13 protein-coding genes, 1 tRNA gene and 1 pseudogene are annotated in these 19,268 nt (G+C 73.8%); 4 read left to right on the top strand and 11 right to left on the bottom strand.

Annotation, left to right across the window (positions count from 1 at the left end; translation table 11 throughout):
• Nucleotides 1-27 precede the first annotated feature (27 nt).
• Complete coding sequence (locus tag ACZ3KJ_RS08380) at nucleotides 28-1,713, top strand: bifunctional 3'-5' exonuclease/DNA polymerase (RefSeq protein ID WP_467525611.1); 1,686 nt, start codon at nucleotides 28-30, stop codon at nucleotides 1,711-1,713.
• Nucleotides 1,714-1,822: 109 nt separating this feature from the next.
• Here ACZ3KJ_RS08380 and ACZ3KJ_RS08375 read toward each other — a convergent pair whose 3' ends face one another.
• Nucleotides 1,823-2,716 carry a glycosyltransferase family 2 protein gene (locus ACZ3KJ_RS08375; protein WP_467525609.1) on the bottom strand — a complete coding sequence of 298 codons (894 nt, stop codon included), beginning with the start codon at nucleotides 2,714-2,716 and terminating at the stop codon, nucleotides 1,823-1,825.
• Nucleotides 2,717-2,882: 166 nt separating this feature from the next.
• Between ACZ3KJ_RS08375 and ACZ3KJ_RS08370 the strand changes: the two genes are divergently transcribed.
• Nucleotides 2,883-3,842, top strand: coding sequence for a D-2-hydroxyacid dehydrogenase family protein (locus tag ACZ3KJ_RS08370; RefSeq protein WP_467525608.1), 960 nt, complete (start codon nucleotides 2,883-2,885; stop codon nucleotides 3,840-3,842).
• 81 nt (nucleotides 3,843-3,923) lie between these two features.
• Here ACZ3KJ_RS08370 and ACZ3KJ_RS08365 read toward each other — a convergent pair whose 3' ends face one another.
• Nucleotides 3,924-4,682, bottom strand: coding sequence for an ABC transporter ATP-binding protein (locus ACZ3KJ_RS08365; protein WP_467525606.1), 759 nt, complete (start codon nucleotides 4,680-4,682; stop codon nucleotides 3,924-3,926).
• A gap of 144 nt (nucleotides 4,683-4,826) precedes the next feature.
• Between ACZ3KJ_RS08365 and ACZ3KJ_RS08360 the strand changes: the two genes are divergently transcribed.
• Both ACZ3KJ_RS08360 and ACZ3KJ_RS08355 read left to right on the top strand, forming a co-directional pair.
• The gene (locus tag ACZ3KJ_RS08360) at nucleotides 4,827-5,054 is read left to right on the top strand and encodes a hypothetical protein (protein WP_467525604.1); all 228 of its coding nucleotides are present in this window, start codon (nucleotides 4,827-4,829) and stop codon (nucleotides 5,052-5,054) included.
• Nucleotides 5,051-5,781 (top strand): annotated as a pseudogene (locus ACZ3KJ_RS08355) (response regulator). Before ACZ3KJ_RS08360 ends, ACZ3KJ_RS08355 begins: the two are co-directional and overlap by 4 nt.
• Nucleotides 5,782-5,803: 22 nt before the next feature.
• Here ACZ3KJ_RS08355 and ACZ3KJ_RS08350 read toward each other — a convergent pair.
• The 9 genes from ACZ3KJ_RS08350 to ACZ3KJ_RS08310 form a co-directional block, all read right to left on the bottom strand.
• Nucleotides 5,804-5,877, bottom strand: a tRNA-Thr gene (locus tag ACZ3KJ_RS08350).
• A 108-nt stretch (nucleotides 5,878-5,985) separates the two neighbouring features.
• Nucleotides 5,986-7,563, bottom strand: coding sequence for an alpha/beta hydrolase (locus ACZ3KJ_RS08345; protein ID WP_467525603.1), 1,578 nt, complete (start codon nucleotides 7,561-7,563; stop codon nucleotides 5,986-5,988).
• 143 nt (nucleotides 7,564-7,706) lie between these two features.
• A complete protein-coding gene (locus ACZ3KJ_RS08340; RefSeq protein WP_467525602.1) occupies nucleotides 7,707-8,912 on the bottom strand; it encodes a DNA polymerase III subunit delta' in 1,206 nt (401 codons plus the stop codon).
• 325 nt (nucleotides 8,913-9,237) lie between these two features.
• Nucleotides 9,238-12,570 (bottom strand): dTMP kinase, encoded by a 3,333-nt coding sequence (gene tmk, locus ACZ3KJ_RS08335; protein WP_467525601.1) that lies wholly within the window; start codon nucleotides 12,568-12,570, stop codon nucleotides 9,238-9,240.
• Nucleotides 12,571-12,865: 295 nt separating this feature from the next.
• On the bottom strand, nucleotides 12,866-15,715 hold the full coding sequence (topA, locus tag ACZ3KJ_RS08330) for a type I DNA topoisomerase (protein ID WP_467525600.1): 2,850 nt from the start codon (nucleotides 15,713-15,715) through the stop codon (nucleotides 12,866-12,868).
• A gap of 301 nt (nucleotides 15,716-16,016) precedes the next feature.
• On the bottom strand, nucleotides 16,017-16,214 hold the full coding sequence (locus tag ACZ3KJ_RS08325) for a hypothetical protein (RefSeq protein WP_467525599.1): 198 nt from the start codon (nucleotides 16,212-16,214) through the stop codon (nucleotides 16,017-16,019).
• 152 nt (nucleotides 16,215-16,366) lie between these two features.
• Entirely contained in the window at nucleotides 16,367-16,606 is a 240-nt protein-coding gene (locus tag ACZ3KJ_RS08320; RefSeq protein ID WP_467525597.1) for a hypothetical protein, read from the bottom strand.
• 211 nt (nucleotides 16,607-16,817) lie between these two features.
• Nucleotides 16,818-18,335, bottom strand: a complete 1,518-nt coding sequence (locus tag ACZ3KJ_RS08315; protein WP_467525595.1) for a DUF7059 domain-containing protein — start codon at nucleotides 18,333-18,335, stop codon at nucleotides 16,818-16,820.
• A gap of 221 nt (nucleotides 18,336-18,556) precedes the next feature.
• Nucleotides 18,557-19,162, bottom strand: coding sequence for a small secreted protein (locus ACZ3KJ_RS08310; protein WP_467525593.1), 606 nt, complete (start codon nucleotides 19,160-19,162; stop codon nucleotides 18,557-18,559).
• Between the last annotated feature and the right edge of the window lie 106 nt (nucleotides 19,163-19,268).

Here is a 19,268-nt window from a genome sequence, read left to right as displayed (position 1 = left end):
GTCAGACCCCCCTGGCAGACTCGCGGTATGGGTGATCGGTGGGCGCTCGCTCCGGTCGAGGGCGGCGGTGCGGAACTGGTCGCCCTCGGCGGGGACGGGCTGCCGGTGGGGCCGGTGGTGCGGGAGGGGGATCTGGTGGAGGCGGTGCGGGGGCGGCCGGGTGTGGCGCGGTGGGTCTGGCGTTCGACGGCCGAGGTGTATCCGCGGCTGCTCGCCGCGGGGGTGCGCGTCGAGCGGTGTTACGACGTGGAGGACGCCGAGACCCTCCTGCTCGGCCACGAGGGACGGCACGGCGAGCCCCGGTCGGCCGCCGCCGCCCTGGCCCGGCTGCGCGGCGGGCCCGTACCGCCGGACCCGCCGCAGCGGTCCGCCGAGCCCGGCGCGCAGTCCTCGCTGTTCGAACCGGAGGCCGCGGGGCTGCCGCTCGCCGACCTCCTCACCGTCTACGCCGGCCAGCAGCGGCGCCACGACCGGGCGGAGCACCCGGAGCGGATGCGGCTGCTGACGGCGGCCGAGTCGGCGGGGATGCTGGTGGCCGCCGAGATGAACCGGGCGGGGCTGCCGTGGAGCGCGCGGGTGCACCGCGCGGTGCTGCACGATCTCCTCGGCGAGCGGTACGCGGGCGGGGGCGAGCCCCGTCGGCTGGCCGAGCTCGCCGACGAGGTGTCCGCCGCCTTCGGGCGCCGGGTGCGGCCGGACCTGCCCGCCGATGTGATCAAGGCGTTCGCGCAGGCCGGGATCAGGATCAGGTCGACGCGGCGCTGGGAGATCGAGTCCATCGACCACCCGGCCGTGCGGCCGCTGATCGAGTACAAGAAGCTGTACCGCATCTGGGTGGCGCACGGCTGGTCCTGGCTCCAGGACTGGGTGCGGGAGGGCCGCTTCCGGCCCGGGTTCCTCGCGGGCGGCACGGTCAGCGGACGCTGGGTGACCAACGGCGGGGGCGCCCTGCAGATCCCCAAGGTGATCCGGCGGGCCGTGGTCGCCGACCCCGGCTGGCGGCTCGTCGTCGCCGACGCCGACCAGATGGAGCCGCGGGTGCTCGCGGCGATCTCCCGCGACCCCGGGCTGATGGAGGTGGCGGGCCGCGCGACCGACCTCTACCAGTCCGTCTCCGACCGCGCCTTCTCCGGCGACCGCGCCCAGGCCAAGCTCGCCGTGCTCGGCGCGGTGTACGGCCAGACGTCCGGCGACGGCCTGAAGAACCTCGCCGCGCTGCGCCGCCGCTTCCCGCGCGCGGTGGCCTACGTCGATGAGGCGGCGCGGGCCGGCGAGGAGGGCCGGCTCGTGCGCACCTGGCTGGGCCGGACCTGTCCGCCCGTGGCCGGGGCGACGGACGGCACGGCGGAGGAGGCGGGCATCCCCGCCGGGGACGAGGAGGCCGAGAGCCGGCCGTGGGCGCCCGGCCACTCCTCCTCCGACGCCCGCGCGCGCGGCCGCTTCGCCCGCAACTTCGTCGTCCAGGGCAGCGCCGCCGACTGGGCTCTGCTGCTGCTCGCCGCACTCCGCCGGACGTGCGCCGGTCTGGCGGCCGAGCTGGTCTTCTTCCAGCACGACGAGGTGATCGTGCACTGCCCGGAGGAGGAGGCCGAGACGGTCGTCGCCGCGATCCGGGAGGCGGCGGACCTGGCCGGACGGCTGACGTTCGGCGAGACGCCGGTGCGGTTCCCGTTCACCACGGCCGTGGTGGAGTGCTATGCGGACGCCAAGTGACGACCGGTGGCCACGGGCGCCGCGCCCGGGTGGGGTCCTGCGCCCGGGTCGGGTCCTGCGCCCGGGTCGGGTCCTGCGCCCGGGCCGGGTCCTGCGCCCGGGCCGGGTCTCAGATGACCGGGGGCCTGCCCAGCCGAGTCAGTCGCCACACGGTCCGCCAGCGCATGGGCCGCCGTGGGCCGGCCGACGTGCGCACCCCTTCGGCGAACCCGCCGAACCAGGCCCGCAGACCACCGAGGGAACGGGTGCGCAGCAGCGTGACGAGGACCCACACCCCCAGGTGCACCGGGATGAGCGGCAGCGGGAGGTTGCGCCGGACCAGCCACACCCGGTTGCGGGCGGTGACGCGGTGGTAGATGGCGTGCCGGGCGGGCGAGGTCTTCGGGTGCTGGAGGAGCAGCTCGGGCGCGTACAGGATGTGCCAGCCGGCGTCCGTGGCGCGCCAGGCCAGATCGGTCTCCTCGTGGGCGAAGAAGAACTCGGCGGGCCAGTCGCCGGTCCGGTCGAGCATCTCCATGCGCAGGGCGTGGCCGCCGCCGAGGAAGCCGGTGACGTACCCGCCCCGCATCGGGTCGGAGGCGCCCACGCGCGGCACGTGCCGCCGCTGGGTCTCACCGTGCTCGTCGGCGATGCGGAAGCCGACGATGCCCAGGCGCGGGTCGGCGGCGTACAGGTCGCGGACGCGGCGCAGCACGTCGGCGTCGACGAGCAGCCCGTCGTCGTCCAGCTCCACGACGACGTCGACGTCGCCGTACTCCCGCAGCCGGGCGAGGGCGACGTTGCGGCCGCCGGGGCAGCCGAGGTTCTCGTCGGTCTCGACGGTGGTGACCTCGCCGGGCAGGGAGAGCCGGCGGGCGAACTCGGGCAGCCGGCAGCCGTTGCCGACGATCACGATGCGGGCGGGCGCGACGTCCTGTTTCGCCACCGACTCCAGCAGGGCGTCGACCTCGGCGGGCCGGTTGCCCATCGTCACCACGGCAACGGCGATCCTCGGCTCCACCACGTCCCACGCTCCGTCCGGCCCTCGACGGCTCCCCGGCCCGTCCCGGCGGTGCCCGTCGTTCACCAAGATGTTGCCTCAGATCCGGAGGCTGCCCCGACGCCGGTTCACTTGGTGTCGGCTTTGCATCGTTTTTACCGTTTTCCCTGAGCAGGAGGACCCGACCGCCATGCCTTTCCGCTGTGCCGTGCTCGACGACTTCCAGAACGTCGCCACCGAGGTCGTCGACTGGTCGGTCCTGGGCGACGGGGTGCAGGTCGTCACCTTCACCGAGCATGCCGCCACCGACGACGCACTCGTGGCCGCGCTGGCCGGCTTCGACTGCGTGGTCACCCTGCGCGAGCGCGTCGCCTTCCCGGCCTCGCTGCTGGACCGGCTGCCGCGCCTGAAGCTGCTGATCGCCTCCGGCATGCGCAACTCGGTGATCGACTACACGGCGGCACGGAGGAACGGCGTGACCGTCTGCGGCACGGAGAGCTCCTCCACCCCGCCGGTCGAGCTCACCTGGGCCCTGCTGCTCGGGCTCGCCCGCGGTCTGGTCCAGGAGAGCACCGCCCTGCGCGAGGGCGGCCCGTGGCAGTCCACCGTCGGCGCCGACCTGCACGGCCGCCGGCTCGGTCTGCTGGGCCTGGGCAGGACCGGCGGCCTGGTCGCCCGGGTCGGCCTCGCCTTCGGCATGGAGGTGACGGCCTGGAGCCAGAACCTCACCCAGGAGCGCGCGGACGAGGTCGGCGTCCGTCCGGCGGCCTCGAAGGAGGAGTTGCTCCGCGAGAGCGACTTCGTCTCCGTGCACCTCGCCCTGAGCGACCGCACCCGCGGCCTGCTGGGCCCCGCCGAACTCGCCCTCCTCAAGCCGACCGCGTTCCTGGTCAACACCTCGCGTGCGGCGATCGTCGACCAGGACGCGCTGCTCGCAGCCCTGCGGGAGGGCCGGATCGCGGGCGCCGGGGTGGACGTGTTCGACGTCGAGCCCCTGCCCCACGACCATCCGATGCGGACGGCACCCCGGCTCCTGGCGACCCCGCACCTGGGGTACGTCTCCCGCGCCAACTACGAGCGCTACTACGGGCAGGCCGTGGACGGCATCCGGGCGTTCCTGGCCGGGAAGCCGGTGCGCGTACTCGGCTGACCGGCCCCGCCCCGGCCGACTCCCGCCCCGGCCGGCACTCGGCCGGCCCGCCCGCCGGTGCGCACGGCGGTGCCGGCCCCGCTATTCCGTGCGCAGTGCGGTGGCCGTGTCCGTCCGGGCCGCCCGGCCGGCCGGGGGCAGGCCTCCCGCCACCGCGATGACCAGACCCCCCAGGGCGAGCGCGACCAGCCACGACGGGTCGCCTCGGTCGCCACCGCCTTCCCGGCCGGCCGCGGTCCGGGTCGCACAGGCCTCGGCGAGGCCGAGATCCTGGGTGACCAGGACGACCGTCTGGCCGCCCGCGTTGAGGGTGACGAGCAGTTCGCGGACGTCCGCACCGGCGGCGGTGTCCAGCGCGCCCGTCGGCTCGTCGGCCAGGAGCAGCGCGGGACGGTGCATCATCGCGCGGGCCACCGCGACGCGTTGGCGCTCGCCGCCGGACAGCCGTCCCGGGAACGCCCCGGCGTGCCGGGCGACCCCGAGGTACTCCAGCATCTCCGCGGCGCGTTTGCGGGCCTCGGCCCGGGAGACGCCGGCCAGTTGGGCCGGCAGCAGCACGTTGCCGGTGACCGTCAGATCGTCGAGGAGGTGGAAGAACTGGAAGACCATGCCGATCCTCGTCCGCCGGTACCGGGCCGAGGCGGTCTCGCTCATCCCGTCCACGCGCAGCCCGTCGACGGTGACGCTGCCGGCGCTCGGGCGGTCCAGCCCGGCGATCAGGTTGAGCAGCGTCGACTTGCCGCTGCCCGACGGCCCGACGACGGCCAGCGGCTCCCCCGCGCCCACGCTCAGCGTGACCCCGGCGAGGGCGGGCGGCCCCTCGCCGTAGGTCCTGCTCACGCCGCGGATGTCGATGACGGGCGCGGTCGCTGCGCCCCGGACGCGGGCGCGTCCCTAGCGTCGGGGCGAACCTCGACCACCGCCTGGGAGGCACCGGTACAGGAGGCCCTCACCAACGCCGTCCGGCACGCTCCGGGCGCCCGTGTGCGGGTCGCCGTCGACCACACCCCCGACACCCTGCGCATCGACGTCACGAGCACCGGCGGCGCTCCCGCCCCGGCCGCCGGCCCCGGTACCGGTCGCTGCCTCCTGGGCCTCCGCGAACGCCGGGCCCTCCACGACGGCACCCTCGACGCCGGTCCGCTGCCCGCCGGCGGCTACGGGGTGCACGCGGTCGTCCCGCGCTCCGCGAGGACGGACCGGAGACCGTGACCGAACCGCTTCAGCCCCGGGTCGTCATCGCGGACGACCAGGCGTTGGTCCGCACCGGCTTCGGCCTCATCCTGGCCGCCGACGGCATCGACGTCGTCGCCGAGGCGGCCGACGGCGACGAGGCGGTCGAGGCGGTCCACCGCACCCGCCCCGACCTGGTCCTGATGGACATCCGCATGCCCGGCACCGACGGCCTGGAGGCGACCCGCCGCATCCTCTCCGGCGCCGGGCCCGACACGCCCCACGTGATCATGCTGACCACCTTCGACCTCGACCGTTACGTCTAGGCGGCCCTCACCGCCGGCGCCAGCGGCTTCCTCCTCAAGGACGTCACGCCCGAACACCTGGTGGCCGCCGTCCGCCTCGCCCGTACCGGCGACGCCCTGCTCGCCCCGGCCATCACCCGCCGTCTGGTCGAACGCTTCACCTCCGCCGCGGACACCCCCCAGTCCTCCACCGCGACCTCTCGGTCCTGACCCCGCGCGAACTCCAGGTCCTCCAGTCCCTGGGCCGTGGACTGAACAACACCGACCTGGCCGCCCACTTCGGGCGGAGCGAGGCGACGGTGAAGACCCACGTCGCCCGCATCCTCGCCAAACTCCGCCTGCGCGACCGCGCCCAGGCGGTCGTGGTGGCCTACGAGACGGGCCTGATCGTCCCACGGCTCCCCGGCACCCCGAGTACCCCGACGAATCCCAGACACAACACAAAAGGCCAGGTCAGATAACATCTGACCTGGCCTTCGCCGGAGCCGCCTTCGGGATTCGAACCCGAGACCTACGCATTACGAGTGCGTTGCTCTGGCCATCTGAGCTAAGGCGGCGCGCTGCCCGCACCATGGTGCGATCAGCAACGTCGGTAAGTCTACACAGTTTCCGGGGGTGCTCCGTACCACCCCCGGAGGTGGCGGTTCCGGGGGTGGCGGGCTGGGTCACGTGCAGCGTTTTCCGTCCGTCGGGGGCGTCCCGCGGAGCAGGTAGGTGTTGATCGCGGAGTCGACGCACCTGCTGCCGCGGCCGTAGGCGGTGTGGCCGTCGCCGTCGTAGGTGAGGAGGCGGGCCGAGGAGAGCTGGCGGGCGAGGGAGCGGGCCCAGCGGTAGGGGGTCGCCGGGTCGCGGGTGGTGCCGACGACGACGATCGGGGCCGCGCCCTTCGCCTCGATGCGGCGCGGTTGGCCGGTGGGCGCGACGGGCCAGTACGCGCAGTTCAGGGAGGACCAGGCGAGGCCCTCGCCGAAGACGGGGGACGCCTTCTCGAACGTCGGCAGGGTTCGGCGCACCTGGTCGGGGCTGTCGAAGGCGGCCGGCGAGTCCAGGCAGTTCACGGCCGCGTTGGCGTACATGAGGTTGGCGTAGCGGCCCTCGGCGTCCCGTTCGTAGTAGCTGTCGGCGAGGCGGAGCAGGCCCGCACCATCCTGGTCCTTGATCGCGGCGGTGAGCGCATCGCGCAGTCGCCCCCAGCCGCTCTCGTCGTACATCGCCGCGATCACGCCGGTGGTGGCGAGGGACTCCGTGAGCCTGCGGCCGTCGCTGTCGCCGGTCGGCAGGGGCCGCGCGTCGGTCTTCTCGAAGAACGCCCTGAGGTTGTCCCCGACCTTGTCCGCCTTGGTGCCCAGCGGGCAGTCCGGCTGCCGTACGCAGTCCTTCGCGAACGACCGGAACGCCGTCTCGAAGCCCGCCGTCTGGTCCAGGTTCATGCGCCGGGCGGGCAGCGCCGGGTCCATCGCCCCGTCCAGCACCAACCGGCCGACGCGGTCCGGATACAGCCCCGCGTACGTCGCCCCGAGGAACGTCCCGTACGACGCCCCCACGTACGTCAGCCTGCGGTCCCCCAGGGCCGCCCGCAGGACGTCCATGTCGCGGGCGGTCTCGACGGTGGAGACGTGCCGCAGCAGCCGGGGCGACCGGGCCCCGCACCCTTCGGCGAACCCCTTGTACGCCTCGACGAGCCGGTCCGTCTCCCGCTGGTCGTCGGGTGTGACGTCGGCCTGTGTGTACGCGTCCATCGCGCGCCCGTCGAGACACTCCACGGGCTCGCTGCGGGCCACGCCCCGGGGGTCGACGGCGACCATGTCGTAGCGGGCGCGGACCGCGGCCGGGTAGCCGACGCCGGCGTACTGCTGGAGGTAGCCGACCGCGGAGCCGCCGGGACCGCCGGGGTTCACCAGCAGCGAGCCGATCCGCTTCCCCGGGCCCGTCGCCTTCTTGCGGGAGACGGCGAGCCGGATGTCGCCGTCGCCGGGCCGGTCGTAGTCGAGCGGCGCCTTCAGGGTGGCGCACTCGAAACCGGGGACGCCGCACCCGCGCCAGGTCAGCTTCTGCCCGTAGTACGGCGCGAGCGCGGACGGTGTGGCATGGGGCAGCGCGGCCAGTGTCACCTCCGCCCCCGCGCGCGTGGCGGTGCTCGTCACACCTCCGGCGGAGCAGGCGGAGAGGAGCAGGGCGGCGAGGGAGACGAGGGTGACGCCGGTTCGGGACCTGCGCGGGAAGCGGGAACGCCTGATGTGCATCCAACGAGCGTAACTCTGCGCGATGAAACCGATGCGCTGTGTACGCGAACCGCCACGGACGAGTGACACGGTCCGGTCGAGCGTCGCACCGGCTCGTCGGGGGACCCCCGGGCACTGCCGTCCCGGCCCGGCCCGCGCCGGGCTCAGCCCGCTCTCAGTGCCATCGTCATCGCCTCCACCGCCAGCAGCGGCGCCACGTTCCGGTCGAGGGCCTCTCTGCACGCGCCGATGGCCTCGATGCGGCGCAGGGTGGACTCGGGGGTGCTGCCGCGGGCCAGTCGTTCCAGGGCGTCCTCGGCGTCCGTGTTGGCCAGCGCGACGCGGGAGCCGAGCTGGAGGGCGAGGACGTCCCGGTAGAAGGCGGTGAGGTCGGTGAGCGCGAGGTCGAGGCTGTCGCGCTGGGTCCGCGTCCTGCGCCGTTTCTGCTTGTCCTCCAGGTCCTTCATCACGCCGGCGGTGCCGCGCGGCATCCGGCCGCCCTGGACGGCGCCCAGTGCCGCCTTCAGCTCCTCGGTCTCCTTGGCGTCCCGCTCCTCCGCGAGCTGTTTGGCGTCGTCGGTGGCGGCGTCGACGAGTTCCTGGGCGGCCCGGAGGCACCCGCCGATGTCCTCGACGCGCAGCGGCAGCTTGAGCACGGCGGCACGGCGCTCCCGCGCGGCGGGGTCGGTGGCCAGGCGCCGGGCGCGGTCGACGTGCCCCTGGGTGGCGCGGGCGGCGGCGGCCGCGACGGCGGGCTCGACGCCCTCGCGCCGTACGAGCATGTCGGCGACGGCGTCGACGGACGGCGTCCGCAGGTTCAGGTGGCGGCAGCGGGAGCGGATCGTGGGCAGGACGTCCTCGATGGAGGGGGCGCACAGGAGCCAGACGGTACGCGGCGCGGGCTCCTCCACCGCCTTGAGGACGGCGTTGGCGGACTTCTCGTTGAGCCGCTCGGCATCCTCGACGAGGATCACCTGCCAACGGCCGTTGGCGGGCGAGGTGAACGACTTCCGCACCGTGTCGCGCATGTCCTCGGCGAGGATCTGCGTGCCCACGGCGGCGACGGTGCTGACGTCGGCGTGCGTGCCGATGAGCGCGGTGTGGCAGCCGTCGCAGAACCCGCACCCGGGGGCGCCGCCGAGCGCCCGGTCGGGGCTCACGCACTGGAGGGCGGCGGCGAAGGCGCGGGCGGCCTGTGTCCGGCCCGCGCCGGGCGGGCCGGTGAAGAGCCAGGCGTGCGTCATCTTGGACGCCTCGGGCGGCGGCGCGCCGGAGGCGGACGCGGTGATGAACGCGTCGGCGTCCCGGGCGGCTGCGGCGAGCTGTTCGCTCACCTTCTCCTGCCCGACGAGGTCGTCCCACACGGTCATGGGTTACGCCGCCCCTTTCGTCACGATGCCGCCCAGTGCGGATTCCATTGTGCGCGCTGCCACTGACAGTGCCCCCGGCGGGCGGGGGCACAGGGCGGTCGGCGGGAGGGAGGCGAGGCCGCGCGGACGACGGCCGAGCGCCGGGCATCGGGCGCCGACCACCAGGCACAAGACACCGGAGGCCAGGCACCGGCAGCCACCGGCCGTCAGGCGTCGGGCTCCGGCAGTCATCGGCCGTCAGGCCTCGGGCTCCAGCAGTGATCGGCCGTCAGGTGCCGGGTACGACCCCGGCGCCCGGCCGCGTCCTACCGCCGGAGGCCGGGCCTCACCGGCGCCGTCCGCGTCCGCGGCCGCCGCCGCGTCCGTCGTCGGAGCCGTCGTCGGGTCCGTCCTCGCCGTGGTGCGGTCCCAGCAGTTCGTCCGCCAGCGTCGGCAGGTCGTCCAGCGGGGTCTCCTCGGCCCAGTCCGACCGCGGCCGCTGCCGGGGCGTGCCGGACTCGTCGACCTGCGGCAGCTCACGCGTACGGCCCTCGGAGCCGTCCGGCCCCGCTCCGTCCCGCTGGTCGCGGAAGTACCCCTGCGGCACCCGGTCGGCAGGACTCTCCCCGGGGACGGGGGGCCGTACGGCCGTCTCCTCCGTGGGACGCGCCTCGCGCACCGGGGGCAGCACGGCCGTCTCGTCGGCGGTCCCCTGCGGGGCCACGGGCGGCAGGACGGCCGTCTCGTCGGGCGCGCCGGCCGGTGCCGGCGGCTGCGGAAGCTCGGCCGTCACCTCGGAGTCGGGCCCGTGCCCTTCGGACGCGCCCGAAGCGTCCGACGCGCCCGAAGCGCCCGCCCCGGACCGCCCCACGGGCTCCCGCGGCTCCCGCCGGTCGTCCACGGGATCCTTGTCCATCCGCACCCGGGGCAGCACGGCCGTGTCCTCGACCGGTCCGCCCGACGCGTTCGTCGGCGTCACCACGGGCGTCGGCACGGTCGCCGCGTCCGGCGCGACAGCCGGCGCCGGGGCCGCGGCCGCCGCGGGACGCGTCGGCCGGGGGCCGGCCTGCGCCGCGGCGGCGGCCTGCTCGGCGGCGCGCCGCGCTTCCTCTGCCCGCAGCAGCGCCTCCTCGGCCTTGCGCTGCTTCTCCAGGCGCCGCGCCTCGGCCTCGGCGCGCAGCCGGGACTCCTCCTCGGCCTGCTTGCGGCGCCGTTCCTCCTCCGCCCTGCGGCGGGCCTCCTCCTCGGCCCGGGCCTTCTCCTCGGCGAGGAGGCGGGCCCGCTCCTCCTCCGCGCGCCGGGCCGCTTCCTCGGCCCGGCGGCGGGCCTCCTCGGCCTGCCGTTCGGCCTCGCGCCGCTGCGCCTCCTCCAGTTCGCGCCGCTTGCGCTCCTCCTCCTCGGCGCGCAGCTTGGCGAGCTGCTCCTGGCGCTCACGCTCCAGGCGTTCCTCCTCGGCCTTGCGGCGGGCCTCCTCCTCGGCCTTCTTCCGCGCCTCTTCCTCGGCCTTGCGGCGCGCCTCCTCCTGGGCCCTGATCTCGGCCTCGGACAGCGGCAGCATCCGGTCGAGCCGGGCCCGGACGACCGAGGTGACGGCCTCCGGTTCCTGACCGGCGTCCACGACGAGGTAGCGGCCGGGGTCGGCGGCGGCCAGGGTGAGGAAGCCGGAGCGCACGCGCGCGTGGAACTCGGCCGGTTCCGACTCCAGCCGGTCCGGCGCCTCGGTGAAGCGTTCGCGGGCGGTCTCCGGGGAGACGTCCAGCAGGACCGTCAGCTGCGGCACCAGCCCGTTCGTGGCCCACCGGGAGATGCGGGCGATCTCCGTCGGCGACAGGTCGCGGCCGGCGCCCTGGTAGGCCACCGAGGAGTCGATGTACCGATCGGTGATCACCACCGCGCCGCGCTCCAGGGCGGGGCGTACGACGGTGTCGACGTGCTCCGCGCGGTCCGCCGCGTACAGCAGCGCCTCCGCGCGGTGCGAGAGGCCCGCGCTCGACACGTCGAGCAGGATCGACCGCAGCCGCTTGCCGACGGGCGTGGCACCCGGCTCGCGGGTGAGGACGACCTCGTGGCCCTTGGCCCGGATCCACTCGGCGAGCGCCTCGGCCTGGGTGGACTTGCCGGCGCCGTCGCCGCCCTCCAGGGCGATGAAGAAGCCGTTCGACGCGGGGGCCTGCACGGGGTCGTCGCCGCCGAGCAGCGCGTCCCGCAGGTCGTGGCGCAGCGGCACTCCGGAGCGGTCGTCGACCTTGGCCAGCACCAGCGCGGCCACCGGCAGCAGCAGGGCACCCACCAGCATCAGCGTGAACGCCGCCCCGCCGTGCGCGAAGACGAACTTGCCGTTCTCCAGCCGGTGCGGCCCGATCAGCGCGGCCACCAGGGGGGCGATCAGCGCGGCCAGCGCGACGACGACGCGGACGACCGCGTGCAGGTGCTCCGTCACGCGCGCGCGGCGGTGGTCCTCGGTCTCCTGGTCGAGCAGCGCGTGCCCGGTGTTGGCGGCCACGCCGGAGCCGACGCCGGCCAGGGTGACGATCAGCAGCACGCTGGTGACGTCCGGGACCAGACCCGCCGCGAGCAGCGCCACCCCGGTGAAGGCGATGGCGAGCGCGAGCAGCCGCCGACGCGACAGCGTGACCAGCACCTTCGGCGCGGTCCGGATGCCGACGCCGACCCCGCCGGTCAGCCCGAGCACGAGCAGGCCGTACGTCACCGGGCCGCCGCCCAGGTCCTTGGCGTGCAGCACCGCCACGGCGACCGCGGCCGCGATCGCGCCGGCGACGGCCGCGCAGGCGAGCACCAGCAGCGGGATCGCGCCCGTGCGGCCCGTGTCGACGCCGGTGGCGGTGCGGGGCCGGCGCAGCCCTTCGAGCGGGGACCGCGCGCGCGGGGTGCGCGTGCCCGGCAGCTCCAGGAACACCACGACGGACAGCGAAGCGGCGAACAGGCCGGCCGCCACGTACGAGGCGAGGGCCGCCTGGTGCTGGTCGAACCAGGCGATGCCGGCCCCCAGCAGGTTGTTGAGCAGCGCCGCCACGAGCAGCGCGGCCGCGCCCAGCGGGAGCGCCACGAAACCCGTGCGCAGCGACAGGCGGCGCAGCGCGTCGAGATGGTCCGGCAGCGGCCGTACCGTGGCGCCCTCCAGGGGCGGGGCGGGCAGCAGCGCGGGCGCCGCGCCCTCACGGGCGACCGTCCAGAACCGCTCGGCGACGCCGGTCACGAACACGGTGACCAGCAGCAGGGCCAGGGCGTCGTCGGGAATCCAGTCGATCCACAGCGGCGCGATGATCAGCAGAACGGCGCGCAGGCCGTCCGCGCCGACCATGGTCCAGCGGCGGTCGAGCGGACCGTCCGGCGATGTCAGCGAGGTCAGCGGCCCGAGGAGGACCGCGCCGAAGAGCAGGGTGGCGAGGATCCGCGCCCCGAAGACGATCGCCACAGCGAACGCCACACCCCGGTAGCCGCCTCCGAAGGAACCCTCGGCGATGGCCGCCTGGAGGGCGAGGAGGACGAGCACCAGGAGGGCGAGGGCGTCACCGACGCCGCTCACCAACTGCGCGCTCCACAACCGCCTGAGCTGCGGCCGGCGCAGCAGGGCGCGGACGGCACGCTCGCGGGAGTCCGCTACCAGGGCGTCGTCTGGGGCCGGGTGATGGGCCGTTGGCTGCTCGGCTCGCGTCATGCGTTCAGCCTATCGGCAGCGACTGACACACCGAGGCACCCGTCCACGCACCCGCACACGCCGACACCAACCCGCGCACACCCCGACACCAAAGCGATGCCGGAGCGCGCGTTTCGGGGAAGGGACGCGGGGAATCCCCACACGCCCCACCAGTCCCAGTCCCAGTCCCAGTCCCAGTCCCAGTCCCAGTCCCAGTCCCAGTCCCCGTCCCAGCGACCGGCTCCCAGCCCCCGGCCCCGGCAGCGACCGAGTCCGGCAGCGACCGAGCCCGGACGCCGGGGAGGCCCCGGACGGCTCAGTCCTCGCCGGCCGTCTTCGAGGCCGCCGCCTTCGACGCCGTCGCCTTCTTGGCCGTCGTGGTCGTCTTCTTCGCCGCGGTCGTCGTCTTCTTCGCCGCGGTCTTCTTGGCGGCCGTCTTCTTCGCCGGTGCCGCCTTCTTCGCGGCCGTCTTCTTCGCGGGAGCCTTCTTCGCCGTCTTCTTCGCGGGGCCCTTGGCCCGCTTCTCGGCGAGCAGCTCGAACCCGCGCTCCGGGGTGATCGCCTCGACGCTGTCGCCGGAGCGCAGGGTCGCGTTGGTCTCCCCGTCGGTGACGTACGGTCCGAAGCGGCCGTCCTTGACGACGACCGGCTTGCCGCTGACCGGGTCCGCGCCGAGTTCCTTCAGCGGCGGCTTGGCGGCGGCGCGGCCGCGCTGCTTGGGCTGGGAGTAGATCTCCAGCGCCTCTTCGAGCGTGATCGTGAAGAGCTGGTCCTCGGACTGCAACGACCGCGAGTCCGTGCCCTTCTTCAGGTACGGGCCGTAGCGGCCGTTCTGCGCGGTGATCTCCACGCCCTCGGCGTCGGTGCCGACGGTCCGCGGCAGCGACATCAGCCTGAGGGCGTCGTCGAGGGTCACCGTGTCCAGCGACATCGACTTGAACAGCGAGGCCGTGCGCGGCTTGACCGCGTTCTTGCCGGTCTTCGGGGTGCCCTCGGGGAGCACCTCGGTGACGTACGGCCCGTAGCGGCCCTTCCTGGCGACGATCTGGTGGCCCGTGGCCGGGTCGGTGCCCAGCTCGAAGTCGCCGCTCGGCGCGGCGAGCAGTTCCTCGGCCATGTCGAGGGTCAGCTCGTCGGGCGCCAGGTCGTCGGGGATGTCGGCCCGCTGGTGGCCCTCCGCGTCCTTCTCGCCCCGCTCGATGTACGGCCCGAAGCGCCCGACGCGCAGCACGATGCCGTTGCCCACGGGGAACGACGACACCTCCCGCGCGTCGATCGCGCCCAGGTCGGTCACCAGTTCCTTGAGGCCGCCGAGGTGGTCTCCGTCGCCGTTGCCGGCCTCGGCCGCGCCGCCGATGCCCGCGCCTTCGCCCTCACCGAAGTAGAACCGCTTCAGCCACGGCACGGACTGCGCCTCACCGCGGGCGATGCGGTCGAGGTCGTCCTCCATCTTGGCGGTGAAGTCGTAGTCGACGAGCCGCCCGAAGTGCTTCTCCAGGAGGTTGACCACGGCGAAGGACAGGAAGGACGGCACGAGGGCCGTGCCCTTCTTGAAGACGTAGCCGCGGTCGAGGATCGTGCCGATGATCGACGCGTACGTCGACGGGCGGCCGATCTCCCGCTCCTCGAGCTCCTTGACGAGGCTGGCCTCGGTGTAGCGGGCCGGGGGCTTGGTGGCGTGCCCGTCGACCGTGATCTCCTCGGCGGTGAGGGCGTCGCCCTCGCCGACCTGCGGCAGGCGGCGCTCGCGGTCGTCCAGCTCGGCGTTCGGGTCGTCGGCGCCCTCGACGTACGCCTTGAGGAAGCCGTGGAAGGTGATCGTCTTGCCGGAGGCGCTGAACTCGACGTCCCGGCCGTCGGCGGCGGTGCCACCGATCTTCACGGTCACGCTGTTGCCGGTCGCGTCCTTCATCTGGGAGGCGACGGTCCGCTTCCAGATCAGCTCGTAGAGCCGGAACTGGTCGCCGGTCAGACCCGTCTCGGCGGGCGTGCGGAAACGATCACCCGAGGGGCGGATCGCCTCGTGCGCCTCCTGCGCGTTCTTGACCTTGCCGGCGTACGTGCGCGGCCGGTCCGGCAGGTAGTCGGCGCCGTACAGCTGCGTGACCTGGGCGCGGGCCGCGGTGACCGCGGTGTCGCTCAGCGTCGTGGAGTCCGTACGCATGTACGTGATGAAGCCGTTCTCGTACAGCTTCTGCGCGATCTGCATCGTGGCCTTCGCGCCGAAGCCGAGCTTGCGGCTGGCCTCCTGCTGGAGCGTCGTCGTCCGGAACGGGGCGTACGGCGAGCGGCGGTACGGCTTCGACTCGACGGACCGCACGGAGAACCGCGTGTCCTCCAGGGCGGCGGCGAGCGCGCGGGCGTTCGCCTCGTCGAGGTGGAGGGTGTTCGCGCTCTTCAGTTGTCCCAGGGAGTCGAAGTCGCGGCCCTGCGCGACCCGCCTGCCGTCGACGGCCTGGAGGCGGGCGACCAGCGACGACGGGTCCGACGGATCTCCCGCGCGGCCGGTCGCGAAGGTGCCCGTCAGGTCCCAGTACTCAGCCGAACGAAAGGCGATGCGCTCGCGTTCCCGCTCGACGACGAGCCGCGTGGCGACCGACTGGACCCGGCCGGCCGACAGGCGCGGCATGACCTTCTTCCACAGGACCGGCGAGACCTCGTAGCCGTAGAGGCGGTCGAGGATGCGGCGGGTCTCCTGGGCGTCGACCAGCTTCTGGTTGAGCTGGCGCGGGTTGGCGACGGCCGCCCGGATCGCGTCCTTGGTGATCTCGTGGAAGACCATCCGCTTGACGGGGATCTTCGGCTTGAGGACCTCCTGGAGGTGCCAGGCGATCGCCTCGCCCTCCCGGTCCTCATCGGTGGCGAGGAAGAGTTCGTCGGACTCCTTGAGCAGGTCCTTGAGCTTCTTGACCTGCGCCTTCTTGTCGGCGTTGATCACGTAGATGGGCTGGAAGTCGTGTTCGACGTCCACACCGAGGCGGCGGACCTCGCCGGTGTACTTCTCCGGCACCTCCGCGGCGCCGTTGGGGAGGTCGCGGATGTGCCCGACGCTCGCCTCGACAACGTATCCGGGGCCGAGATAGCCCTTGATCGTCTTCGCCTTGGCAGGCGACTCGACGATGACGAGTCGGCGGCCGCCCTTCGCGGTCTCGCTGGTCGGGGACAACTTCGCTCTTCTCTCCGGTCGACGCTGGGGCCTCCCCAGGCCTTGCTCCCGGGGTCGGGTCATGGTGACGCTGCGGAGTGTGACGGTACAGCCCGCCCCCGTGTCAAACGGGAAAAGCCCGCAACGGCCACTCGAACGGTAACCCGACTACCGCCATTCCTGCCGCCCGGAGTGCGGACCCGCACTTTTCCGCCGGACCGGAGCGTGACCTCTCAATTGTCCGCGCTGCCGCGCCGACGTGGTTCTCACGCGGCCTTGCGCAAGATCCTCGGCGCCGCTTACCCGCCGCTTCGTAAGGTTTTCAGAGGCGGGTGAAGCACCACGTTCCGAGAGCCAGGGCGACCACGGCGGCGAACCCCGCGAGCGTCGCCGATGCGAGGGGGCTCACACCGTGGGCGACAGGCCGGCGCTGTCGCACCCGGACCGCTGTCCACAGCAGCAGACCGCCTCCGAACAGGGCGAACACCGCTCCAGCGAAGATCGCCGGTCCACTCTCCATGATCGTCCGAGCCCCTCTTCCACTGCCCGCGCGTGCCCCGTGCCACGAGGCTGACACGCGCGGGCGGCGCCCGGGCGAACCCGGGGTGAACGCCCGGTCGACGGTCGGGGGCGGCGTGCCGCCGGGAGCCGCGTGCCGGAGTGCGACCGGTCTCACACCGTTCGGCGCGCGGGTGTCGTTCCCGTGGTGTTCCCGTCGCCGGCTCCGCTCATCGCGCACACGATCTTGGCGAATCCGGTGTTCCCCTGATCCTCATCGGTCGCCCTTCGGGCCGCGACGCGCTGCGAACCGGGCGTCCGGACCGACTCGAATTCGCCGGAACGGACCGAACCGCGTTGTCGATGCTCTTCTCGTAGCTCTTTTTTGCCGGGCATCTGCACGGTTCCGATCACCTGGTGGGTGTGCGCTGCGTTGCGTGCCGGGTGTGCGCTGTGTCTCGTTGCGGGTGTGCGCTGTGTCGTGTGGCGGGTGTGCGCTGTGTCGCGATCCGTGAGGGCGGCTCGGACACCACCGGGCACACTCTGGACGTCGCCGGTGCAAGCGTCTCCGATGCCAGGGCGTCTCCGGCGCCAGGACGTCTCCAGCGCCGGGGCAAGGCGTCCCTCAGGCAGGCTCCAGGAAGCCCTGCTCCACCAGCAGCCGGATCTGCGCCGGCGTGCGGTCGCGCAGCAGCACGGGGTCCTCGCCGACGAGCTGCGCGATCGCGTCCAGGATGCGGCCCGCGCTCAGCGAGCCGTCGCACACGCCCGCGAAGCCGGCGCCGACCGTGTCCACCTTGGTGGCCCGGCGCATGCCGCGGTGCTGGCGCAGCACGACGTGCTCCGGGTCCTCGGCGCCCGGGAGCCCGACCTGCTCCTGCACGACCTCCGCCGCGAGCCTGAAGTGCCCGGCCAGCAGGGCCGCGTCGTCGTGCGCCCGCAGATGGTCGAGACGCTCGAAGTGCGCCCGGACCGTGTCGCCGAGCGGCTGCTCGACCGGGTGCGGCCACTCCTCGAGGGTGACAGCGGGCTCGGCGGACGCCGTCCTGCGCAGGGTGATCCAGCCGAAGCCGACGGCCTTCACCTTGCGCGCCTCGAACTCGTCCAGCCACGCGTCGTACCGCGCCTGGTACTCCTGCGGGTCGGTCCGGTGGTCACCGGCGTCCCTGAGCCACAGCTCCGCGTACTGCGTGATGTCCTGCACCTCGCGCTGCACGACCCACGCGTCGCACCCGCGCGGCACCCACGACCTGATCCTGTCCTGCCAGTCCTCCCCCTCCACGTGCTGCCAGTTGGCGAGGAAGTGCGCGAACCCGCCCTCGTTCAGGCGCTCCCCCGCCTGCTGAACGAGCGACCGGCACAGATCGTCCCCGCTCATCCCTCCGTCCCGGTACGTCAGCCGCGCCCCCGGCGAGATCACGAACGGCGGGTTCGACACGATCAGGTCGAACGTCTCGTCATCCCGCACGGGCTCGAAGAGCGACCCCGCGCGCAGGTCGGCCGCCGGAGCGCCGGACAGCGCCAGCGTGAGCGCGGTGATGTGCAGCGCGCGCGGGTTGAGGTCGGTCGCCGTCACACGAGTGGCGTGCCGGGCGGCGTGCAGCGCCTGGATCCCCGAGCCGGTGCCGAGGTCGAGGGCGGAGGCGACGGGCGTCCGCACGGTGATCCCGGCGAGGGTGGTCGACGCCCCGCCGACGCCGAGGACGACGTTCTCGTCCCGGCTGCCGATGCCTCCGGCCCCGCCGACCGCGCACCCCAGGTCGGACACGATGAACCAGTCCTCGCCGTCCGGCCCGCCGTAGGGCCGTACGTCCACGGTCGCGGCGACGTCGTCCTCGCCGGCCCGCCTCAGCCAGCCGGTCTCCACGCACGCGTCGACGGGCAGAACGCCCTCCACGCGCGCGTGCGGAACGGGCTGCTGGAGCAGGAAGAGCCGGACGAGCGTCTCCAGCGGTGTGTCCCCGCGGGTCGCGCGCAGCGCGGGCACGACCTCGCTGCGGGCCAGGGCCGCGTACGCGGGGGCGCCGAGGAGGTCGAGCAGCCCGTCGGCGGTGAAGGAGACCGCGAGCAGGGCCTCGCGCAGCCGGGCGGCGACGTCGGGGCGGTCGGCGGAGGGAAGGGGGGAGAGGGTGGCGTTACTCACGCCCCCATTGTGTCCCGCACGCCTGCCACCCGCCCCGCCCGGATCGCCCGCCCCGCCCGGATCGCCCGCCCCGCCCGGATTGGCCGCCCAGCCCAGATCGCCCGCCCAACCCGGATCGGCCGACGGGCCCGGATCGGCCGACGGGCCCCGGTGACGACCGGGGACGAACCGGGGGGAGCGAGGTCGGGCGGAGGAACGGTGTCAGGCGGGGACGACCCGCGTCAGCCGGTCGTGGCGCGGGCCGAGGCGGAGGCCGCCACCTTCTTGCAGCTGGCCTGCTGGGCCATGGCGCTCTTGACGTCGCCCTGCTCCAGGTTCTTCAGCGCGGTGTTGCCGCTCTGGCTGAGTTCGCCCAGATCGGTGGCGATGTCCTGGAGGCCGTCGGCGAACTTCGCCTGGTCCTTCGTGTCGAGCGCGTCGACCTGCGTCTTGAGGTCGGCGTACGAGGCGGAGAGGTCGTTGAGGGCCGTGACGGCCGCCTGCTGCTTCTTCTTGCCGTCCTCGACGCCGGGGGGCGTGCCGGCCTTCTGGACGGCCTGCGCGAGCGCCTTGTAGGCGTCGGACATGTCCTGGAAGGCCTGGGAGTCGGTCTTCTGGACGTTCGCCGGGGCGTTGTTGTCCGTGGCGGCCTGCTTGATGGCCTCGTTGGCCGCGTCGACCTTGGCGTCCTGGGCGGGCAGGGCGTCGCAGACCTGCTTGGCCCAGGCGTCGAGCTCCTTGTTGCCGTCGTCGTCGCTGCTGCTGCATCCCGACAGCGCCAGCACCAGTACCGCACCGCCGGACAGCGCGGCCGCGAGCTTCTTGTTCACCGGATCGGTCCCTTCCATGGCTCTCGGCCCCGGAAACATACACGCCGACCGGGCGACAGCCCCAGGACGAATGTCCACTGTCTCCATGAATGGATCCATTTGAACCAAGAGAGAGAAGGCTCAC

The organism is Streptomyces sp. NPDC003248 (assembly GCF_055563235.1).
Note: the sequence above shows the minus strand (reverse complement) of the source record. Positions and strands in the feature narration are given on the sequence as shown.

Bases quoted from the DNA above. Each gene is read 5' to 3' on its own strand.
- ACZ3KJ_RS08380 (WP_467525611.1), top strand. From the start codon at position 28: ATGGGTGATCGGTGGGCGCTCGCTCCGGTCGAGGGCGGCGGTGCGGAA.
- ACZ3KJ_RS08370 (WP_467525608.1), top strand. From the start codon at position 2,883: ATGCCTTTCCGCTGTGCCGTGCTCGACGACTTCCAGAACGTCGCCACC.
- ACZ3KJ_RS08345 (WP_467525603.1), bottom strand. From the start codon at position 7,563: ATGCACATCAGGCGTTCCCGCTTCCCGCGCAGGTCCCGAACCGGCGTC.
- ACZ3KJ_RS08340 (WP_467525602.1), bottom strand. From the start codon at position 8,912: ATGACCGTGTGGGACGACCTCGTCGGGCAGGAGAAGGTGAGCGAACAG.
- tmk (WP_467525601.1), bottom strand. From the start codon at position 12,570: ATGACGCGAGCCGAGCAGCCAACGGCCCATCACCCGGCCCCAGACGAC.
- ACZ3KJ_RS08325 (WP_467525599.1), bottom strand. From the start codon at position 16,214: ATGGAGAGTGGACCGGCGATCTTCGCTGGAGCGGTGTTCGCCCTGTTC.
- ACZ3KJ_RS08310 (WP_467525593.1), bottom strand. From the start codon at position 19,162: ATGGAAGGGACCGATCCGGTGAACAAGAAGCTCGCGGCCGCGCTGTCC.